Below are 17,204 nucleotides of genomic sequence, written 5' to 3'. Positions count from 1 at the left end.
CTTCCGATCTCTGAAGGTCGCGGTCGCCGGATGCGGCGTCGTCGGCGGCGGCGTGCTGGGCAGGCTGCTTAATGATCCCCGCTATGAGGTCGTGGGCGTGCTGGTGCGCAACCCGAAAAAGGCCCGCGACGTCGACTGTCCGGCTTCGTTGTTCACCTCCAACCCGGCGGACCTGTGGGCCAAGAAGCCCGACATCGTGCTGGAGGCCCTGTCGGAAGGCGAGGCAGGCCATGCGGTGATCCGCGCTGCGCTCGAGGCCGGCTGCGATGTCGCCAGCGCCAACAAACAGGCGGTCAGCCGCGATCCGGGCGGGCTGCAAGAACTGGCGAAAGCCAACGGACGGCGCATCTTCTGGTCGGCCTCGGTCGGCGGCGGGTCGCCGATGATCGAGACGGTGCGCGCGGCCCGCGCAGCCGGCGAGGTGGTCGGTTTCGAGGCGGTGCTGAACGGCACGGTCAACTTCATGCTGGAGCGGCTGGGCGACGGGGCGGCCTTCAACGAAGCCCTGGCCGACGCGCGCGCGGCGGGCTTTGCGGAGGAGGACCCGTCTTCGGATCTGGAAGGTCTGGATGCGGCGGCCAAGGTGCGGCTGCTGTGCCACGAAGCGTTCGGCCGTTCGCCCGACGGCGACGTGCCGCGCGATCACCTGACCGAGGCGACCTCAGCCGCAGGCGGCGTGCGCCAGATCGGCGCCGCTCATCTGAAGGACGGGGTGATCCGCCCGTTGGTGTCGCTGAACGCCGACCATGGCGATCCGCTGTTCTCGACCCTGCGCGGCGAGGGCAATGCGCTGAAGGTCTACGGCGCCGACGGGCGCGTGTGGCGCTGCCGGGGCCGAGGCGCCGGGCGTTGGGCCACGACCGAGAGCATCATGGCGGACCTGGCCGAGATCGTGCGTGCACGGCGCGCCGATGCGGGCCTAAACTAAGGCCATGGCCGTCTTCACCCCCGTTTCCATCGCCGACGCCGAGGCGTTCCTGGCCGGCTACGACATCGGCGAGGTGGTCGAACTGACGGCCATCGCCGAGGGGGTGGAGAACACCAACTATCGACTGGACACGACGCAGGGCCGGTTTGTGCTGACCCTGTTCGAGGGGCGGACGGACGAGGCCTCGCTGCCCTTCTGCCTGGGGCTGACGGCGCACCTGGCGGCGCGCGGCTTCCCTTGCCCGACGCCCATCGAGGACCGGACGGGCGGCTGGCTCGGGCGGTTGAACGGCCGGGCGGCGGCGGTGATCGAATGGAAGACCGGGGCCTGGCTGCGCACGCCGTCATCGGCCGATCAGGCGGCGGCGGGGGCGGTGCTGGCGCGGCTTCATCTGACGGCGGCTGATTTTGATCTGAAACGCGCCAATCCGGTCGGGCCGGCCATGTGGCGTCGGCTGGCCGATCGTTGCGTCGAGGGAGAAGAGCGGGCGTCCGACGCGGATCGCGCGCTGCTGAAACAGGTCCAGGCGACGCTGGCGCGTTTGGGCGATCCCTTTTTGGACGACCTGCCGGGCGGGGCGATCCATGCGGACTATTTCCCCGACAATGTCCTGTTCGAGGACGACGCCGTTTCGGCGGTGATCGACTTCTATTTCGGCTGCACCGGCGCCTTCGCCTATGATTTGGCCATCGCTCTTTCCGCCTGGGGCTTCGACGCCGAGGGGCGACCCATGCCGGACGCCCTGACGGCCTTCCAGAGCGGCTATGAATCCGTGCGGCCGCTTAACGGCGCCGAGCGGGAGGCCTTGCCGCGTCTGGGCGAAGCGGCGGCCCTGCGCTTCACCGTGACGCGGCTGCATGACCGCATTTTTCACGATCCCGCCAATCTGGTGACGCCCAAGGATCCGGCGGTCTTCCTGCGTCGGTGGACCACTGGCGCGCGACCGAACCGGCCTGAGACGCCTGCGCGGCTTCGTCGCTGGAACCGAAAGCTTGGCCGGGATTTTGATGATGCAACGGCGAAGTCCGCCGCTCCCCGAGGACGAAGATCATGACTGACGAAACCATCAACGGCGCCGCCTCGCAGGCGCAAGGCAAGTTCCAAAAAGGCGTCGGCAAGCTGGTCGGAGACCAGAAGCTGCAGGTCGAAGGCGCCTATAACGACGCCAAGGGCCGCTCGCTGGAAACCTTCGGCAAGGCGATGGATTCTGTCGATCGCCTGGTCGAAAAGGTCCCCGTCGACTACCGCGACAAGGCCCGCACCGTCGCCGCCGAGGCGCGCAAGCGTCCGCTGGTCACGACCCTGTCGGTTGCCGGCGTCGGCCTGCTTCTGCTGCGCGCCCTCACCGGCGGCGGTCGTCGCTGAGACGTTTTAGTGGCGGCCTGAAAAGGCCGCCACGGCGTCACGCGCCGCCTCCATCGTCCCATCGACGATCGTCAACCGCTCGGGCTTGTCGCCCAGGGCGGCGATGACATTTGCGGGTTCGGGTTTGAAGCCCAGGACGGCCGAGACGAAGTCGCCGAACTTGGACGGATGCGCGGTGGACAGGGCGACGACGGGGCCTTTCGAGCGGTCCTGCCGTCGCGCGGCGGCCAGCGCCACGGCCGTGTGCGGGCACACGACGCGGCCCCAGGCCTCATAGGCGTGGGCGATCTCGGCGCGCGTCTCATCCTCGTCAATGGAGACGGCCGAGACCTGGTCGCGCAGGGCGGTCAGCAGGTCTGGATCGAAGGCGATGGCGCCGTCGCGGGCGAAGGTTTCGAACACCACGCGCGTCGCCTCGGCGTCGCGGCCGGTCGCCTCGAACACCAGCCGCTCGAAGTTGGACGGCGCCTGCACATCCATGGACACGCTGCCGCTTTCGACCGCCGGACGGCGCGAATACAGGCCGTCGTTCAGGGCGCGGGCCAGGGCGTCGTTCTGGTTCACGGCGGCGACGAAGCCGTTCGACGGCAGGCCCATCCGGGTCGCGGCGATGCCGGCGAAGGCGTCGCCGAAGTTGCCGGTCGGCACGACGAAGGTCGCGGCCTCGCCCAACTGGGCCGTGGCGGAGACATAGTAGGGGATCTGGCCGGCCAGCCGCGCCCAGTTGATCGAATTGACCGAAGACAGACGGCCGCGTTCGCGCAGGGCCTCGTCGGCCAGCAGACCCTTCACCAGACGCTGACAGTCGTCGAAATCACCACGCACGGCCAGGTTCAGGACATTGTCGGCCTCGACCGTCGTCATCTGTCTGCGCTGAACCGGCGAGACGCGATCCAGAGGGTGGAGGACGATCAGATCGACGGACTTGGCGCCGGCGAACGCGCGTACGGCGGCGGCGCCGGTGTCGCCAGAGGTGGCGGTCAGTATGGTCAGACGCTCGCCAGAGGCGGCCAGCGCCTCGTCCGTCATGCTGGCGACCAGCTGCATCGCCAGATCCTTGAAGGCGGCGGTCGGGCCGTGGAACAGCTCCAGCACGAACAGGCCCGGCTCTAGTTCGACCAGAGGCGTAACCAGCGGATGGTCGAATCCGGCGGTCAGTCTGTCCAGCGCGCGGTCTAGCGCGCCGTCAGGCAGGGCGTCGCCGATGAAGGGGGCGATGGCTTGCAGCGCGATGCATTTGTAGTCGGCCGCTCCAGTCCAGGCTTCGGGCGACAGGCCGGGCCAGGCGGTTGGCATATAGAGGCCGCCGTCGGGCGCGATGCCGCGCAGCAGGGCGTCGGAGAAATCGGTTTCGGGCGATTGGCCTCGGGTCGAGACGTAGCGGGCGCTGGAGGTGCTCATGACGCCGATGGTCGTAGCCAGACGGGGCGGCGGCGTCACCCGCTTTCTGGATGATTTTGTCGGGTTTTCGCGGGCTGTGGCCCGACAAGCCACGTCTGGGCGTGGAAGCGGTGGTTTAGGCGCACATTTTTGCCGCTTCAGGTGCAATGTCGTCGGTCCTGCAAGAGAGGTTGCGACATCGCCCCGCTGGCGCGGATCGCTGCGACGGTCCATGTCAGGAGCCATGAGACGACGCGATCTTCTGATCCGGCTGGGGCTGGTCGCCGGCGGGGTGGGCGGGGCCTGGTGGCTGCGCGACCATGTGGTCTGGCGCGGGCCGATGGTCGCCTTCGCGGCGAACGGCTCCAGCGGCTGGCTGCCCTATGCCGAGCCGCGCGCCCCGACCCCGACGGTTGAGGTGACGGTGAACGGACAGCCGGTGCGGGCCCTGATCGATTCCGGGGCGCAGTATTCGGTCATCGACCGGTCGCTGGTCGAGCGGTTGGGGCTGACCAATGTCTTCAACATCCCGATGGTGGCTTACGGCGTCGGCGGCGACGCCCAGATCGGACGCGGGACGACGCTGGATGTGGCGATCGGCGGCTTGCGGCTGAGCGGATTGCGGGCGGCGATCCTCGGCCTGGGGCCGCTGGCCAGCGATCAGGGATTGGGCGCGGCGCTGATCTTGGGACAGGACGTGCTGCGCGAACTGGTGCTGGAGCTGGACACGGCGGAGCATCGGGTCCGGTTCCTGCCGCGCGAGGGCTGGACGCCGCCATCGTCGCTGAAGCCCGTGGCGGTGACACGGGCCGGCAAGGCCCTGCAGGCGGGCATCACCCTGGAAGGCGCGACGGTCGATGCGGTGATCGACACCGGCGCCTCGGCCGTGCTGGCCGTCACGCGCGAGACGGCCGAGGCCGCTGGCCTGCTGGATGGACGCGAACGCACGCCGGGCCAAAGCATCGTCCTGGGCGGCACGGTGCGCGCCGAGACCGTCGTCGTGCGCACCCTGACCATCGGCGACGAACTGTATCGTCAGGCGGCGGTCGCCATCTATGACGACGTCGCCGTGCCCGGCTTCCCCAAGGCCCTGGTCGGCATGGCCGCGTTCGAGAACCGCCGGCTTGCGCTGGACCTGGGCGGCCCCGGCCTGTTCGTCGAACGGCTGATGGAGATCACGGTCGGGGCTTGAGCACTGTGATGGGCCGAACCGCGCCCGGCCAGAGCTGGATGCGATAGCGGTCGTCGCCGTCTAGCCCGTCTTCTGACAGGGTGTTCAGTCCGCCGTGCGAAATGCGGGCCGCATAGTCGCCGGCGGGCACGGCGATCCGCTCGGCCTGATCCGGATCGTCCGTGCAGCCGAACACAATCAGCGCGCCGCTGGCCAGGCGCAGGCCGCAGTCGCGGATCTGGTCCCAGGCGTCCGCGTCGGGCTTCGGCGCTGTGGTCAGGATTTCAAGTTCGACCGGGACCAGCATATTGCGAACCGTGCCGATCGCGATCAGGTCGGGGCCGACGGCCAGCATGGGGTCGCTGTCCGAGCTCCACAGGGCGGCGGTGTCGGTGACGTAGGTCTGGTCGCAAACGTAGAACTGGAAATAGTCCGCGAAAATCTCGAAACGGCGGACACACACCGACTTCAGCTCGCCAGAGCCGTCGCCACCACAGCCCTGGCCTCGGCCTGAACGGTCGCCAGATGGTCGGGGCCGAGGAAGGATTCGGCGTAGATCTTGTAGACGTCCTCGGTGCCCGAGGGGCGGGCGGCGAACCAGGCGTCGGCGGTGACAACCTTCAGCCCGCCGATGGCTTCGCCGTTGCCGGGGGCCTTCGTCAAAATGTCGGTGATCGGCTGACCGGCCAGGGTGGTCGCGGACACGTCCGAGGGGCTGAGCGCGGAAAGACGGGCCTTTTCCGACCGATTGGCCGGGGCGTCGACACGGGCGTAGGCGGGGGTGCCGTACTGGTCGGTCAGGCCGGCGTAGAGTTGGCTGGCGCTCTGACCCGTGCGAGCCTGGATCTCGGCGGCCAGCAGGCACAGGAGGATGCCGTCCTTGTCCGTCGTCCAAACCGTGCCGTCGTGGCGCAGGAAGGATGCACCGGCCGATTCCTCGCCGCCGAAGCCGACCGTGCCGTCCAGCAGGCCGGGCACGAAGTGTTTGAAGCCGACGGGAACTTCCAGCAGGCGGCGACCCAGGCCGGCGACGACCCGGTCGATCATCGACGACGAGACCAGGGTCTTGCCCACCGCCACGTCCGCGCCCCAGCCAGGGCGATTGGCGAACAGATGGGCGATGGCGGCGGCCAGGAAATGGTTGGGGTTCATCAGGCCGGCGTCAGGGGTGACGATGCCGTGGCGATCCGCGTCGGCGTCGTTCCCGAAGGCGACGTCATAGGCCGAGCCGCCCTTCATCATGCCGATCAGACCGGCCATGGCGCTGGGCGATGAGCAGTCCATGCGGATCTTGCCGTCGGCGTCCAGCGGCATGAAGGCCCAGCGCGGATCGACGGCGTCATTGACGACAGTCAGGTCCAGTCGGTGGCGCTCAGCGATCTCGCCCCAATAGGCCACGGCCGCGCCGCCAAGAGGATCGGCGCCGATACGGACGCCGGCGTTGCGGATGGCGTCCAGGTCCAGCACGTTGGGCAGGTCGTCAATATAGGCGGCGAGGTAGTCAAACCGGCCCGCAGCCGCATGCGCTTGGGCGAAGGGGACGCGGCGCACCTCGGTCAGGCCGCCTTCGATCAGCTGGTTGGCGCGTGCGGCGATGGCGGATGTGGCCTCGCCCCCGGCCGGGCCGCCGGAGGGGGGATTGTATTTGATGCCGCCGTCACGCGGCGGATTGTGCGACGGGGTGATCAGGACGCCGTCCGCCTGCCGGCTATTCGTGCGGTTATGGGTCAGGATGGCGTGCGAAACGGCCGGCGTAGGGGTGAAGCCGTCGCGGGCGTCGATCAGCACCTCGACCCCGTTGGCGATCAGCACCTCCAGCGTCGTGCGGAAGGCGGGCTCGGACAGGCCGTGGGTGTCGCGACCGAGAAAAAGCGGGCCGTCGACGCCCTGGGCCGCGCGGTATTCGGCGATCGCCTGGGCGATGGCGAGGATGTGGGCCTGGTTGAAGGCGCCGTCCAGGCTGGAGCCGCGGTGGCCCGAGGTGCCGAACACAACCCGCTGCTGCGGATCGCCCATGTCGGGCCGGGTAGTCTCATAGGCGCCGAGCAGGGCGTCGAGATCGATCAGGTCTTCGGGGCGTGCGGTCGTGCCGGCGCGGTCGTGCATCGTCAGTCAATCAATCGTTCTGAGGGGGGCGGCGATCAGGCGCCGCTGAAGGTGTCGCAGGAGGCCGGATCGCCCGACTGATAGCCGCGCTGCAGCCATTCCACCCGCTGCGCAGAAGAGCCATGGGTGAAGCTTTCGGGAGAGACGCGGCCGCCGCTGCGCCGTTGCAGGGTGTCGTCGCCGATGGCCTGGGCGGTCTTCATGCCTTCCTCGAACTCGCCAGCATCCAGGGCGACCTGACCGTTCGAAACGGCCGAGGCGTTCCGGGCCCAGACGCCGGCGTAGCAGTCGGCTTGAAGCTCCAGCGCGACGGAATACTGGTTGGCTTCGGCCTGACCGGAGGCGCGCTGCTGGGCCTGGCGAACCTGATCGGAGATACCGGTCAGGGTCTGGACGTGGTGGCCGAACTCGTGGGCGATGACATAGGCGCGGGCGAAGTCGGCGCCTGAGGCCCCGAGCTTGTTCTCCATTTCCTGCCAGAAGCCGAGGTCCAGATAGACCGTTTTGTCGTTGGGACAATAGAAGGGGCCCATGGCCGACTGACCATAGCCGCAGCCGGTCGGCGTGCCTTGTTCGTAGATGACGACATTGGGTCGCTGATAGCCCTCAAGCTTCTGCGACCAGACATCATCAATGTTGGCGCCGATGACATCGACGAACCGGCCGGCCTGATCCTTCGGTGTCCCGACTTGACCCTGCTGTTGCTCGGCGCCGACGCCGCCGAACTGGCTGGCCAGTTGTGTCGTGGTCGAAGGATCAATGCCGAAGACCAGATAGCCGATAAGGGCCAGAACGCCGACACCGAGACCTCCGCCGGCGATGGCTCCACCGCCGAGACCCCGTCGATCCTCGACGCCGCCGCCTGTCCGTCCACCTTGCCAGCGCATGCCCTATCCTCCGCCCGATCCTGGTTAAGCTAGGCAGGAACGCGGGTGCAAGGGAAGGGATGCGTCAGTTCGGACGATCCAGCCAGTTGTCGATCTGGCTCATGCCCTGGGCTGTCTGCTGGCGGCGTTCGGCGGCGGACTGGCGCAGGGCCCGCTCCTGCTCGGGGCTGTAGAGCGGGCGGGGCGGCAAGGGCTGGGCAGCCGTTGGTTCGCGTGCGCCTTCGATGGCGCGCAGGCGAAGCTGGGTTTCGATCTGCTGTTGACGCGCCTGGTCCGCGTTCGACTGCGCCTGAGAACGCAGACGGTCGTTCTCATAGCGGTGCTGGTCGGCGATGGCGGCGGGGACGCTCCCCGGATAGGCACCGTAGGGGCGGCCGGCCTGAGGATAGGTCTGGGCCAAGGCCGGCGTGGCGGCAGCGGCCAACAGGGCGGTCAGGGTCAGGAGCGATCGCATGGATACCATGTGGGGACGCGCGCCATCGCCGCCAAGCGGAGCCGCAACCCTTTGAGTTTCTGTGGGTTCATCCCGCCGAACCCCCTTTATGAACGGAGCATTCCTTATGGCCCAATCCCTTTCCGGCAAGACCGTCGCCATCCTGGCGACCGACGGCGTCGAACTGGTCGAACTGAATGAACCGATGAAGGCGCTGAAGGATGCGGGCGCGGTGGTCGAGATCGTGTCGCTGAAGGCCGGCGAGTTCCAGGGCTTCGACCACCTGACGCCGGGCGACAAGGTCACGGCCGACAAGGCGGTGGCGGCGGTCGACGCCTCGACCTATTCCGCCCTGCTGTTGCCGGGCGGGGTGGCGAACCCGGACCTGCTGCGGGCGGACGAAGACGCGGTGAAGTTCGTTCGGGCCTTCTTCGACGCCGGCAAGCCGGTCGCCGCCATCTGTCACGCGCCCTGGCTGCTGATCGAGGCGGGCGTGGTCGAGGGGCGCACGATGACGTCGTTCGAAAGCATCCGCACCGACCTGAAGAACGCCGGGGCCAATGTGGTCAACGAGGCGGTGGTGATGGATCAGGGCCTGGTGACCAGCCGCTGCCCCGACGACATTCCCGCCTTTAACGCCAAGATGATCGAGGAATTCGCTGAAGGCCGCCATGAGGGCCAAGCCGCCGCTTAAGGCATCGCCCAGACGGAGGACCGCTTGATTTCCTGGTCCTCCAGTTCGCGTGAGGTCGGGACGCGGTATTCGGCCAGGAAATCCAGGCCCGTGCGCGGGAAATAGGTGCGTCCCGGATCGCCGATCAGGACCCGCGTGCCCCTGATGCGGGCCTGGGCCAGCCAGGCGAGAACGGCGTCGGTCATCGGGCGCTCATAGCAGATGTCGCCCGCGCAGATGACGTCCACATCCGGCGGGGCGGCGTCCAGCAGATTGGTCTGGGTGAAGTCCAGCGTCACGCCGTTCGCCGTCGCATTGGCGGCGACCGCGGCCTGGCAGAAGGGATCGATGTCGGCGCACAGGACATGGGTCGCCCCCGCCTGCATCGCCGCCACGCCGACCAGGCCCGAACCGGCGGCGAAGTCCAGCACGCGCTTGCCGACGACCTCATGCGGATGATCCAGCAGATACCGGCTCAGCGCCTGACCGCCGGCCCAGGCGAAGGCCCAGAAGGGCGGCGGCACGCCCATTTCGCCGAGCTCTTCTTCCGTCAGCCGCCAGATCGGCGTGATCTCGTCGGCCAGCCACAAAGAAATCTCGGGCGCGTGCGGCACGGGCTGAAGCCGGGTGTTGTCACGGATGAAGGCGGCGGGATCGAGGACGGTCATTCCGGCTGGCGCGTAACAGCCTTCAGCACGCTGGCATAGCTGGGTGCGACCTCCATGGCCTCGGCTTGCGGCTTCGCATGGATGGCGCGGTGGAGGCGCGGCAGCTTCCAGCAGGGCACATGCATGAACAGGTGGTGCTCGGCGTGGAAGTTGACCCAGTAGGGCGCGATGAAGGCGCGTTCCCACAGGCTGGCCTTGGTAGTGCGAGCGGCGCGAAAGGGGTCGGCCGACGAACCCTCGACGCAGGCGTGTTCGGCGATGTTTCGCAGGCGCGTCACCATCGGAAACCATGTCGCCATCGGCAGCAGCCACAACACGAAAAAGGCCCACCAGACACCAGCGGCGATGAAGCCCGCCAGCAGGACCGCGTTGAAGGCGAGGAAGGGCAGTACGGATCGGCCCGTCACGATCGACTCGTAATCATGGGCGCTGTCGCTCATTCCTTTTGTGCTATCGCCCCTTGGGCTGCTTGAGCGCGCGTGCGCTTGGGCTAGCGGCAGCAGGACCCGCTGCTTGAAGAAGGTCTGGCCCGTCAGGTCGCGGATCAGCTTGCGGCGCAGCGAGGCCGGACTGACGGGAAACGGCGCCGACAGCATCAGATCGGGATCCTCCGCCTGCTGGGCGAAGCGATGATGCGTCAGGTGATAGGGACGATAGGCCTTCAGGCTGGCGCCGATCGGCGCGGCGCATAGCCAGTGGCCGAGAAAATCGTTCAGGCGGTTCGACCTCGACAGGCCGCCATGCGCCGCTTCGTGCATCAGAATGGCTAGACCCAGCTGGCGCGTGCCGACGATCATGACGCACAGCGGGATCAGCCATGGGATCAGGACGCCCGCGATCACAGCCAGCGCGATCACGGCCCAGCAGTGAGCCACAAGCAGCGGGCCGACCCAGGCCGAGCGTATCTGATACGGCGCCCATTCCTGAGGCGTGAACAGGGCCGACGGGGCGATGCGCGGGGCGGCGGACATGCGGTAAGTCTAACGTCTGACGCGCTTCCGGAAAAGCAACGCAAGAATGTTGGGCGCGCCTGACAAAAAGTCAGGTTGACATGACATTCTGTCGGTGTCAGGTTGTCCTTACACAAGGAGAGCCGATATGTTCACCGCCTGGAAGACCGGAACGCCTGCGCATCGACGCTACATCATTCGCACTATGGCCTTCTCCGTACCTTACGTCGCGATCTGCGTCGCGATGATGACGACCGACGCCTTCGACGATCTGATGGGCAAGCCGGCGGCCTGGGTCCTGGCGGCGGCGGTGTCCGGGCCAGTGATCGGCCAGATCTGGGCGACCCTGGCGCTGATGCGCGAGAGCGACGAGTTCGTGCGCGGCGTGACGGCCAAACAGTTCATCGTCGCCGCAGGGCTGGCCATGGCCGTCGCCACCTTTTGGGGCTTTGGCGAGAGTTTCGCTGGCGCGCCGCATATGCAGACCTGGTTGATCGTGCCGGTCTTCTGGGGCCTCTACGGCGTCGTTTCACCCTTCATCCGGAGCAGCCGATGAAGAACCGCCTCAAGCTTCTGCGCGTCGAGCGCGGCTGGACCCAGGAACAGATGGGGCAGGCGCTGGGGGTCTCGCGCCAGGCGGTGATCGCCCTGGAGACAGAGCGGCACGACCCTTCGCTGGACCTCGCCTACAGGATCGCCGCCGTGTTCGAGCGGCCGGTCGAAGAGATTTTCGAAAACCCGCACGCGGTCTGACCGAAAAGTCAGAATAACCTTACAATTGGAGACTGTGATGTCGAACCTCATTCGCCCTTGCCGGGGCGTCTTCGCCCCGTCGCGCCTTGCCGTCATCCTGGGCGTCGTGATCGCCTGTGCTGTGGCCAGCGATCAGGCCAACGCCCAAGCCGCGTCCCCTGCCGTGCCCCCTGCCGCATCCGCCGCCGCGCCCTTCACCTCCGACCGGCTGTCGGTCGAGGTGGTGGGCCAAGGCCCTGACGTGATCCTGATCCCCGGACTGGCGTCTTCGCGTGAAGTGTGGCGCGCGACAGCGGATCGGCTGAAGGCGACGCACCGCGTGCATCTGGTGCAGTTGGCAGGATTCGCCGGCGAACCCTGGACGCACGGCGACGGCGCCTTCGTCCAGCCCGAGGTGGATGAACTGGCGCGCTACATCCGCCAGGCGCGGCTGGATCGGCCCGCGGTGATCGGCCATTCGATGGGCGGTCTGAGCGGACTTCTGCTGGCGCAACAGCAGCCGGATCTGGTCGGACGGGTGATGACGGTCGACTCGCTGCCCTTCTACAGCGCCATGTTCGGCCCGACCGCGACGGCAGAGAGCGCAAAGCCTTTCGCGGATCAGGCGGCCAGCATGATCCTGTCGGCGGACACGGCGAGCTTCCGCACCCAGCAGGAGGCGACGGCGCAGGGCCTGTCGCGCACCCCGTCGGAACAGGCGCGGATCGTGGCGTGGTCGCTGGCGACCGACCGTCATGCGATGGCCTCGGCGATGAAGGATGTGATGACCACCGATGCGCGGCCGGGGCTGGCGGCCATGACGACGCCGGTGACGGCGCTTTACGCCGCCGATGCGGACGGTGGGGCGCCCGCGGCGATGGCCGATGCGATGTGGACCCGAGAGTATGCGGCCTTGCCTGGCGTGACCCTGATCCGCGTCGATGGATCGCGCCACTTCATCATGGCCGATCAGCCGGCACGGTTCGCCCAACTGGTCGACGCGTTTCTGGCGAAGTGAGCTCTGAAGATCCTCCCCGTAGGCGGGGGAGGATTGGTTCAACCGTTCTTCGGCGTCACGTCGCCGGCCTTGACCGGGGCGCCGTCGAACTGGTCGGCGTAGGCGGGATTGAGCAGGGCGCGGAAGGCCGATTGGGGCAGGGCGATCCAGTAGGGGCCGTCCGAATAGGGGCCGATCTGATAGGGTCCCATCAGAAAGGTCACGCCGCCCGCCTTGCCCGGCGTCGTGCCCGGCGTCAGCACGAACGGGGTCGAGACGGCCTTGGGGCAGGTCCACATCTTGCCGTCCAGGGTCGCGGCCTCCGAGCCCGGCGAGCGGGCCTGTTTGGCGGCGTTGGCGGCGGCGCACAGGGCCTTGTCCAGAACCGACAGGTCGGCGCCCGGCCGGAACAGGTCGGCGAAGCCCAGCCGCTTGTTGGTCGTCTTGTCCCAGATGACGGCGTCGAAACTGGTGTTGGGATGGGCGCCGCCGGTGAACTCGAAATCGGTGCGGGCCAGGCTGACCAGTTTGCCAGTCTCGGCGCCGGGCGCGAAGGCGATGGACTTTTCATAAGGGTTCGGGCCGCCGCCGGCCTCGCTGAGGTCGGCCTGGGCGCCTTCTTCGAACTGCTTCAGGTCGCGCACCGTGTCGGCATAGAGGGCGGCGTGCAGGGCGGGCGTGGTCTTGATCGCCTGGGGCAGGGTCAGTTTGACGGCGGCATAGGGGGTCTTGCTGTCATAGCCGACGGGCGTGTTCGACATGGCCGGCGCAGCGGCCGGCGCAGCGGCCGGCGCCTGGGCCTTGTCTTCCTTGCGCTGGCAGGCGGCCAGAGATGCGGAAAGCGTGGCGGCGACGGCGGCGGACAACAGCAGGATGCGGGCGGTGCGCGACATGGGAAACTCCATCATCGGGGGGATCACAGGGAGATTGAGCCAAGGGCGATAGCGGCCAGCAGGATCAGGCCGGCCTCGCGATTGGACTTGAACAGTTTCAGCGCCAGCGCGCCGTCGTTGCGGTCGAGCCGCATGACCTGACGCGCCAGATGGGCGGCGTAGGCGATCAGGCCGATCCAGAAGAGCGGCCCAAGCCCGGCGGCGAGGCCGGTCATGGCGGCCAGGATCACGGTCAGGCCATAGAAGATCGCCACGCCGGGCCGCACGGCCGAGGCCAGTCGGCGGGCCGAGGACTTCACGCCGATCATGGCGTCGTCCTCGATGTCTTGCAGAGCGTAGATGGTGTCGTAGCCCAGGGTCCAGAAGACGCCGCCGATCCACAGCAGGACGGCGGAAAGATAGGCCTGCCACGTCAGGGCGATCGCATGGCCGCTGTCCCTGGCTGGGGACCACAGAAAGGGTCGGAACTCGCTGGCGAGATCGGCGGGCAGCAGCAAGGCGGCCGCCGCCAAGGGCAGGGCGGCGGCGAACCCCATCAGGGCGCCCCAGTTGAAGGTCAGGCCCAGCCAGGCCTGGGGCCACCAGGTGATCCGCTTCATGAACGGATAGGCCGCGACCAGGCCCAGCGACCCAACGCCCAGCCCGATGGCGACGGTCGGCAAGGTGAGCAGGACCAAAAGGCTGATCAGGCTGCACGCGACGACGAAGGCCCAGGCCTGTTTGACCGAGATGCGGCCGGACGGGATGGGTCTCTGGGCGGTGCGGGCGACCTGGGCGTCGAAATCCCGATCGACGATGTCGTTGAAGGCGCACCCCGCCGCCCGCATCAGACAGGCGCCGATGGCAAAACCGACGAACAGCCACAGATCATAAAAGCCGGGGCTTTGCCGATACTGCGCCAAGGCCAGCGTGATCCCCTGCCACCCAGGCAGCAGCAGCAGCCAGATGCCGATGGGCCGGTCGAACCGCCCCAGCTTCAACCACGGCTTCAGCCCCTCCGGCGCATGCCGATCGACCCAGTTGGCGCCGGCGTCGGGGAGGGGAGCGAAAGTCATGCGGCTGACTTAGCGCGTAGGGCCCGAGGGGTGAAGGCGCCGCTCCCCGTTTCCAAGGCGGGCGCACAGAAAAAGGGGCTGGAGGATCCAGCCCCTTTCCACGGTGATCGGTGCGATCGTCAGTCCTGATAGACGTCGCCGGAGCCGGAGACGGTGCTGTTCAGGTTGGCGGGGCGGGTAGCCAGGGCCACGTCGCCGGAGCCGGCGATGGCGACCTTGACGTCGCCGGTGGGGGCGATGCGGGCGTCGCCGGAGCCGGCGATGTCCACCCAGGCGTCGCGCGTCGCCAGGTCGCCCAGGGACGCATCGCCCGAGCCGGCGATGTCCAGCTTCAGCTCGTCGGTGCGACCCGAGGCGGTGACCTCGGCCGAACCGGCGATGTCGACCGTCAGCGAAGGCTGGTCATAGCCGGTGATCTGCAGGTCGCCCGAGCCCTTGGCGTTGAAGCGGTTCACCTTGGGCGCGGTGATGACGACCTTCAGTTCGTCGCGCTCGGAGCGGGCGGAGAAGTTGCCGTTGCTCCAGCCGAACACCACCCGCTCGTCGCCGTCGCCCAGATCGAGGCGGCCGTCGACCAGACGGACACGGTCGGTCAGACCCTTGGGCCCGGTGATGACGACGGTGTTGGCGTCACCCTGCACATAGTCGACGTCGATGCTGGAATCGACGGTCAGGGTCTCGCCGCCGGTCCAAGGCAGGGTGCGGGTGGTGAGCGGGCCGAGGTCGTCGGTCCCGCCGCCCCTGACCCGCTCGAAGCGGATGGTCTCGCCGTCCTGGTCCTTGATGGTCCAGGCCCAGCCGTGGCGCTGGAGGTCGTGGCCGCCGATCGCCAGCGCGCCGCCGACGGTGACCAGGCACAGCACCAGGGCGGCGCCGGCGATGATGAACAGGGTGCGGATCATGCCGAGACTCCCGAGGTCGAGGTGGATTGAACGCTGGTCGGCTCAAGCGCCGGCTTCAGCAGGCGGTAGTGCAGGCGGGCGAACCAGACGACGCCGTTGACCAGCCAGATGGTGAAGATGGTCAGCAGGGCGCCGATGAAGACGGCGCCGGCCATCAGGCCCAGCCCCATCAGGATCGCCGCGAACGGCCCGCCGGGGAAGCCGGCGAAGGGGCCGGCGACCATGATCACGCCGCCTGCGATGAACAGTCCGATGGCGGCGATGAAGAAGCCGAACACGGTCCCGATCACGCCCATCAGAAGGGGCAGGAGGATCAGGATGTCCAGCGCCCCCAGGCCCAGGACCGCAAAGACGGCGCCGGCGGCGGCGGAGGGGTTCTTCTCCTGATGCCAGCGCTGGATGCCGGCCTCGGCCTTCAGTTCGCGAGCCAGGCGGACCGGATCGCCGAGCGCGGAGGCGACCTCGGCCTCTGTGCGGCCGGCGGCCAGGCCGTCGTCGAAGTGGGTCTGATAGTCGGCGATGATGTCGTTGGCGGTCGTGGTCGGCAGGCCGACGAGGCCTTCCTTCAGACGATCGATGAATTCGGCGCGCGTCATTGAGCGGCTCCCTGATCGGCGTCGTTCGCCACGATGGCGTCGACGGCCTTGGTGAAGGCGGACCATTCGGCAGTCTGGGCGGCGAGGGCCCCCCGGCCCGCTTCGGTCAGTCGGTAGTATTTGCGTGACGGCCCGGCGGAGGACTCGACCAGATAGGTCTCGACCTGTCCTTCGGACTGCATGCGGCGCATCAGGGGGTAGATCGTGCCTTCCCCCATATCGATCGCGTCCGACAGGCGGCTGGCGATCTCGTAGGCGTAGCTGTCCGCCCGGTTCAGAAGAGCCAGGACGCAAAGCCCCAACACGCCCTTCTTCAGCTGTATCTCGATAGTTTCTGGCACCTCGGCTCTCCCGTTGATGGACATTGACTACGACAAGGTATCTTGTGACGCAAGGTAGCTATCGAAACATGACAGCGATTTAATCGAGGCCGGCTGAAGGCGGCTTTGCGGCCTGAGCGCCGTTGATCGCTTGGCAAGCCGAAAGCGATCCGATAGGTGACCGAGAACGCCGGGCGTGGGAATCGCGCCAGCGTGATCTCTTGCGAGCCATTCGCAAGTATCTGCTGCATAACGGTTTTATGGGGAAGTCTCATATGGGGATGGGCAAGCGAGCCCAAGGGACGTTGAAGAAGGCCGCGACTTGCGCGTCCTCCATCGTTCTGGGCGCCGGACTGGCGATGTTCGCTGCGGCGCCGACGTGGGCGCAGGACCTGATGGGTCAGCCGACCCCGGGCGGCATCACGCTGCAACCGGCGGCGTCGCCGCTGAAGCATGATGCGCACTTCTTCCACGATGTGATCCTGATGCCGATCATCACGGCCATCACCCTGCTGGTGCTGGGCCTGCTGGCGTGGATCGTGTTCCGCTACAACAAGAAGGCCAATCCGACGCCCGCGCGCTGGAGCCACAACACCACGATCGAGATCATCTGGACCGTGCTGCCGGTGCTGATCCTGGTCTTCATCTCCCTGTTCTCGTTCCGCCTGCTGTTCGCCTATCATGACATGCCGTCGCCGGACCTGACGGTGAAGGTGACCGGCAACCAGTGGAACTGGGCCTATGAGTATCCGGACCAGGGCGTCGCGGAATACATCTCCAACATGCTCCCGGAAGAGGAAGCCAAGGCCAAGGGCGTGCCCTATCGCCTGGCAGCGACCGAGCCGATGGTCGTGCCGGTCGGCAAGACGGTGCAACTGGTCATCACCGCCTCGGACGTCATCCACGCCGTCGCCCTGCCGGCGTTCGGTCTGAAGACCGACGCCGTTCCCGGCCGCATCAACACCACCTGGTTCAAGGCCGAGCGCACCGGCGTCTTCTATGGTCAGTGCTCAGAACTGTGCGGCGTCGACCACGCCTTCATGCCGCTGGAGATCCGGGTCGTGACCCAGGCTCAGTTCGAACAGTGGATCGCCTCCAAGGGCGGTTCGATGACGCCCAAGGTCGCCGCGCCTGCCGCGGCTCCGGCT

The 17,204-nt window shown here is 67.6% G+C and carries 21 protein-coding genes; 9 read left to right on the top strand and 12 right to left on the bottom strand.

The features are described from left to right. From B3T77_RS03415 to B3T77_RS03405, 3 genes are all read left to right on the top strand, one after another. On the top strand, positions 1-928 hold a 928-nt coding region (locus B3T77_RS03415; RefSeq protein WP_349681207.1), incomplete at its 5' end, for a homoserine dehydrogenase. A gap of 4 nt (positions 929-932) precedes the next feature. Beyond that, the gene (thrB, locus tag B3T77_RS03410; protein WP_292077228.1) at positions 933-1,982 is read left to right on the top strand and encodes a homoserine kinase; all 1,050 of its coding nucleotides are present in this window, start codon (positions 933-935) and stop codon (positions 1,980-1,982) included. Then, positions 1,979-2,293, top strand: coding sequence for a CsbD family protein (locus tag B3T77_RS03405; protein ID WP_055806344.1), 315 nt, complete (start codon positions 1,979-1,981; stop codon positions 2,291-2,293). The genes thrB and B3T77_RS03405 overlap by 4 nt, the downstream gene beginning before the upstream one ends. A 6-nt stretch (positions 2,294-2,299) precedes the next feature. Here the strand turns inward: B3T77_RS03405 and thrC are convergent, their stop codons facing one another. Beyond that, positions 2,300-3,733 (bottom strand): threonine synthase, encoded by a 1,434-nt coding sequence (thrC, locus tag B3T77_RS03400; RefSeq protein ID WP_292077222.1) that lies wholly within the window; start codon positions 3,731-3,733, stop codon positions 2,300-2,302. Between the two features lie 184 nt (positions 3,734-3,917). On the opposite strand from thrC, the gene B3T77_RS03395 reads away from it, so the two are divergent. Beyond that, a complete protein-coding gene (locus tag B3T77_RS03395; RefSeq protein ID WP_292077220.1) occupies positions 3,918-4,865 on the top strand; it encodes a retropepsin-like aspartic protease in 948 nt (315 codons plus the stop codon). Here the strand turns inward: B3T77_RS03395 and B3T77_RS03390 are convergent. From B3T77_RS03390 to B3T77_RS03375, 4 genes are all read right to left on the bottom strand, one after another. After that, positions 4,849-5,307 (bottom strand): hypothetical protein, encoded by a 459-nt coding sequence (locus tag B3T77_RS03390; protein WP_292077218.1) that lies wholly within the window; start codon positions 5,305-5,307, stop codon positions 4,849-4,851. The genes B3T77_RS03395 and B3T77_RS03390 overlap by 17 nt on opposite strands. Positions 5,308-5,312: 5 nt before the next feature. Further along, positions 5,313-6,950, bottom strand: coding sequence for a phosphoglucomutase (alpha-D-glucose-1,6-bisphosphate-dependent) (gene pgm, locus B3T77_RS03385; protein ID WP_292077215.1), 1,638 nt, complete (start codon positions 6,948-6,950; stop codon positions 5,313-5,315). Between the two features lie 35 nt (positions 6,951-6,985). Beyond that, positions 6,986-7,837 (bottom strand): KPN_02809 family neutral zinc metallopeptidase, encoded by an 852-nt coding sequence (gene ypfJ / locus B3T77_RS03380; RefSeq protein ID WP_292077213.1) that lies wholly within the window; start codon positions 7,835-7,837, stop codon positions 6,986-6,988. 64 nt (positions 7,838-7,901) lie between these two features. Further along, positions 7,902-8,291 carry a hypothetical protein gene (locus tag B3T77_RS03375; RefSeq protein ID WP_292077211.1) on the bottom strand — a complete coding sequence of 130 codons (390 nt, stop codon included), beginning with the start codon at positions 8,289-8,291 and terminating at the stop codon, positions 7,902-7,904. Positions 8,292-8,397: 106 nt separating this feature from the next. Here B3T77_RS03375 and B3T77_RS03370 point away from each other — a divergent pair, with 106 nt between their 5' ends. Continuing rightward, on the top strand, positions 8,398-8,964 hold the full coding sequence (locus B3T77_RS03370; protein WP_292077208.1) for a type 1 glutamine amidotransferase domain-containing protein: 567 nt from the start codon (positions 8,398-8,400) through the stop codon (positions 8,962-8,964). On the opposite strand, the gene B3T77_RS03365 is transcribed toward B3T77_RS03370, so the two are convergent. Then, positions 8,961-9,611, bottom strand: coding sequence for a class I SAM-dependent methyltransferase (locus tag B3T77_RS03365; RefSeq protein WP_292077206.1), 651 nt, complete (start codon positions 9,609-9,611; stop codon positions 8,961-8,963). The genes B3T77_RS03370 and B3T77_RS03365 overlap by 4 nt on opposite strands. After that, the gene (locus B3T77_RS03360) at positions 9,608-10,582 is read right to left on the bottom strand and encodes a fatty acid desaturase family protein (RefSeq protein WP_292077203.1); all 975 of its coding nucleotides are present in this window, start codon (positions 10,580-10,582) and stop codon (positions 9,608-9,610) included. Before B3T77_RS03360 ends, B3T77_RS03365 begins: the two co-directional genes overlap by 4 nt. A 127-nt stretch (positions 10,583-10,709) precedes the next feature. Between B3T77_RS03360 and B3T77_RS03355 the strand changes: the two genes are divergently transcribed. The 3 genes from B3T77_RS03355 to B3T77_RS03345 are packed head-to-tail and all read left to right on the top strand — an operon-like array spanning position 10,710 to position 12,311. After that, positions 10,710-11,117, top strand: a complete 408-nt coding sequence (locus B3T77_RS03355) for a hypothetical protein (protein ID WP_292077200.1) — start codon at positions 10,710-10,712, stop codon at positions 11,115-11,117. Beyond that, positions 11,114-11,314 (top strand): helix-turn-helix transcriptional regulator, encoded by a 201-nt coding sequence (locus tag B3T77_RS03350; RefSeq protein WP_292077198.1) that lies wholly within the window; start codon positions 11,114-11,116, stop codon positions 11,312-11,314. The genes B3T77_RS03355 and B3T77_RS03350 overlap by 4 nt, the downstream gene beginning before the upstream one ends. 37 nt (positions 11,315-11,351) lie before the next feature. After that, entirely contained in the window at positions 11,352-12,311 is a 960-nt protein-coding gene (locus tag B3T77_RS03345; RefSeq protein WP_292077196.1) for an alpha/beta fold hydrolase, read from the top strand. 38 nt (positions 12,312-12,349) lie between these two features. Here B3T77_RS03345 and B3T77_RS03340 read toward each other — a convergent pair whose 3' ends face one another. From B3T77_RS03340 to B3T77_RS03320, 5 genes are all read right to left on the bottom strand, one after another. Next, positions 12,350-13,183: a DUF3298 and DUF4163 domain-containing protein gene (locus B3T77_RS03340; RefSeq protein WP_292077194.1), complete on the bottom strand. Its 834-nt coding sequence runs from the start codon at positions 13,181-13,183 to the stop codon at positions 12,350-12,352. Positions 13,184-13,206: 23 nt separating this feature from the next. Then, complete coding sequence (locus B3T77_RS03335; RefSeq protein WP_292077192.1) at positions 13,207-14,238, bottom strand: UbiA family prenyltransferase; 1,032 nt, start codon at positions 14,236-14,238, stop codon at positions 13,207-13,209. 119 nt (positions 14,239-14,357) lie between these two features. After that, positions 14,358-15,140: a GIN domain-containing protein gene (locus B3T77_RS03330; RefSeq protein ID WP_292077190.1), complete on the bottom strand. Its 783-nt coding sequence runs from the start codon at positions 15,138-15,140 to the stop codon at positions 14,358-14,360. After that, positions 15,137-15,736 (bottom strand): DUF1700 domain-containing protein, encoded by a 600-nt coding sequence (locus B3T77_RS03325; RefSeq protein WP_066549694.1) that lies wholly within the window; start codon positions 15,734-15,736, stop codon positions 15,137-15,139. The genes B3T77_RS03330 and B3T77_RS03325 overlap by 4 nt, the downstream gene beginning before the upstream one ends. After that, positions 15,733-16,077: a PadR family transcriptional regulator gene (locus B3T77_RS03320; RefSeq protein ID WP_039244893.1), complete on the bottom strand. Its 345-nt coding sequence runs from the start codon at positions 16,075-16,077 to the stop codon at positions 15,733-15,735. The genes B3T77_RS03325 and B3T77_RS03320 overlap by 4 nt, the downstream gene beginning before the upstream one ends. A gap of 254 nt (positions 16,078-16,331) precedes the next feature. On the opposite strand from B3T77_RS03320, the gene coxB reads away from it, so the two are divergent. Next, the coding region (gene coxB / locus B3T77_RS03315) for a cytochrome c oxidase subunit II (RefSeq protein ID WP_414633146.1) at positions 16,332-17,204 on the top strand (873 nt) is incomplete at its 3' end.

The organism is Brevundimonas sp. UBA7838 (assembly GCF_002500885.1).
Lineage (GTDB): Bacteria > Pseudomonadota > Alphaproteobacteria > Caulobacterales > Caulobacteraceae > Brevundimonas > Brevundimonas vesicularis_C.
Note: the sequence above shows the minus strand (reverse complement) of the source record. Positions and strands in the feature narration are given on the sequence as shown.

Coding starts and splice junctions, on each gene's coding strand:
- thrB (WP_292077228.1), top strand. CDS start 933: ATGGCCGTCTTCACCCCCGTTTCCATCGCCGACGCCGAGGCGTTCCTG.
- B3T77_RS03405 (WP_055806344.1), top strand. CDS start 1,979: ATGACTGACGAAACCATCAACGGCGCCGCCTCGCAGGCGCAAGGCAAG.
- B3T77_RS03395 (WP_292077220.1), top strand. CDS start 3,918: ATGAGACGACGCGATCTTCTGATCCGGCTGGGGCTGGTCGCCGGCGGG.
- pgm (WP_292077215.1), bottom strand. CDS start 6,950: ATGCACGACCGCGCCGGCACGACCGCACGCCCCGAAGACCTGATCGAT.
- ypfJ (WP_292077213.1), bottom strand. CDS start 7,837: ATGCGCTGGCAAGGTGGACGGACAGGCGGCGGCGTCGAGGATCGACGG.
- B3T77_RS03375 (WP_292077211.1), bottom strand. CDS start 8,291: ATGCGATCGCTCCTGACCCTGACCGCCCTGTTGGCCGCTGCCGCCACG.
- B3T77_RS03370 (WP_292077208.1), top strand. CDS start 8,398: ATGGCCCAATCCCTTTCCGGCAAGACCGTCGCCATCCTGGCGACCGAC.
- B3T77_RS03365 (WP_292077206.1), bottom strand. CDS start 9,611: ATGACCGTCCTCGATCCCGCCGCCTTCATCCGTGACAACACCCGGCTT.
- B3T77_RS03360 (WP_292077203.1), bottom strand. CDS start 10,582: ATGTCCGCCGCCCCGCGCATCGCCCCGTCGGCCCTGTTCACGCCTCAG.
- B3T77_RS03355 (WP_292077200.1), top strand. CDS start 10,710: ATGTTCACCGCCTGGAAGACCGGAACGCCTGCGCATCGACGCTACATC.
- B3T77_RS03350 (WP_292077198.1), top strand. CDS start 11,114: ATGAAGAACCGCCTCAAGCTTCTGCGCGTCGAGCGCGGCTGGACCCAG.
- B3T77_RS03345 (WP_292077196.1), top strand. CDS start 11,352: ATGTCGAACCTCATTCGCCCTTGCCGGGGCGTCTTCGCCCCGTCGCGC.
- B3T77_RS03340 (WP_292077194.1), bottom strand. CDS start 13,183: ATGTCGCGCACCGCCCGCATCCTGCTGTTGTCCGCCGCCGTCGCCGCC.
- B3T77_RS03335 (WP_292077192.1), bottom strand. CDS start 14,238: ATGACTTTCGCTCCCCTCCCCGACGCCGGCGCCAACTGGGTCGATCGG.
- B3T77_RS03330 (WP_292077190.1), bottom strand. CDS start 15,140: ATGATCCGCACCCTGTTCATCATCGCCGGCGCCGCCCTGGTGCTGTGC.
- B3T77_RS03325 (WP_066549694.1), bottom strand. CDS start 15,736: ATGACGCGCGCCGAATTCATCGATCGTCTGAAGGAAGGCCTCGTCGGC.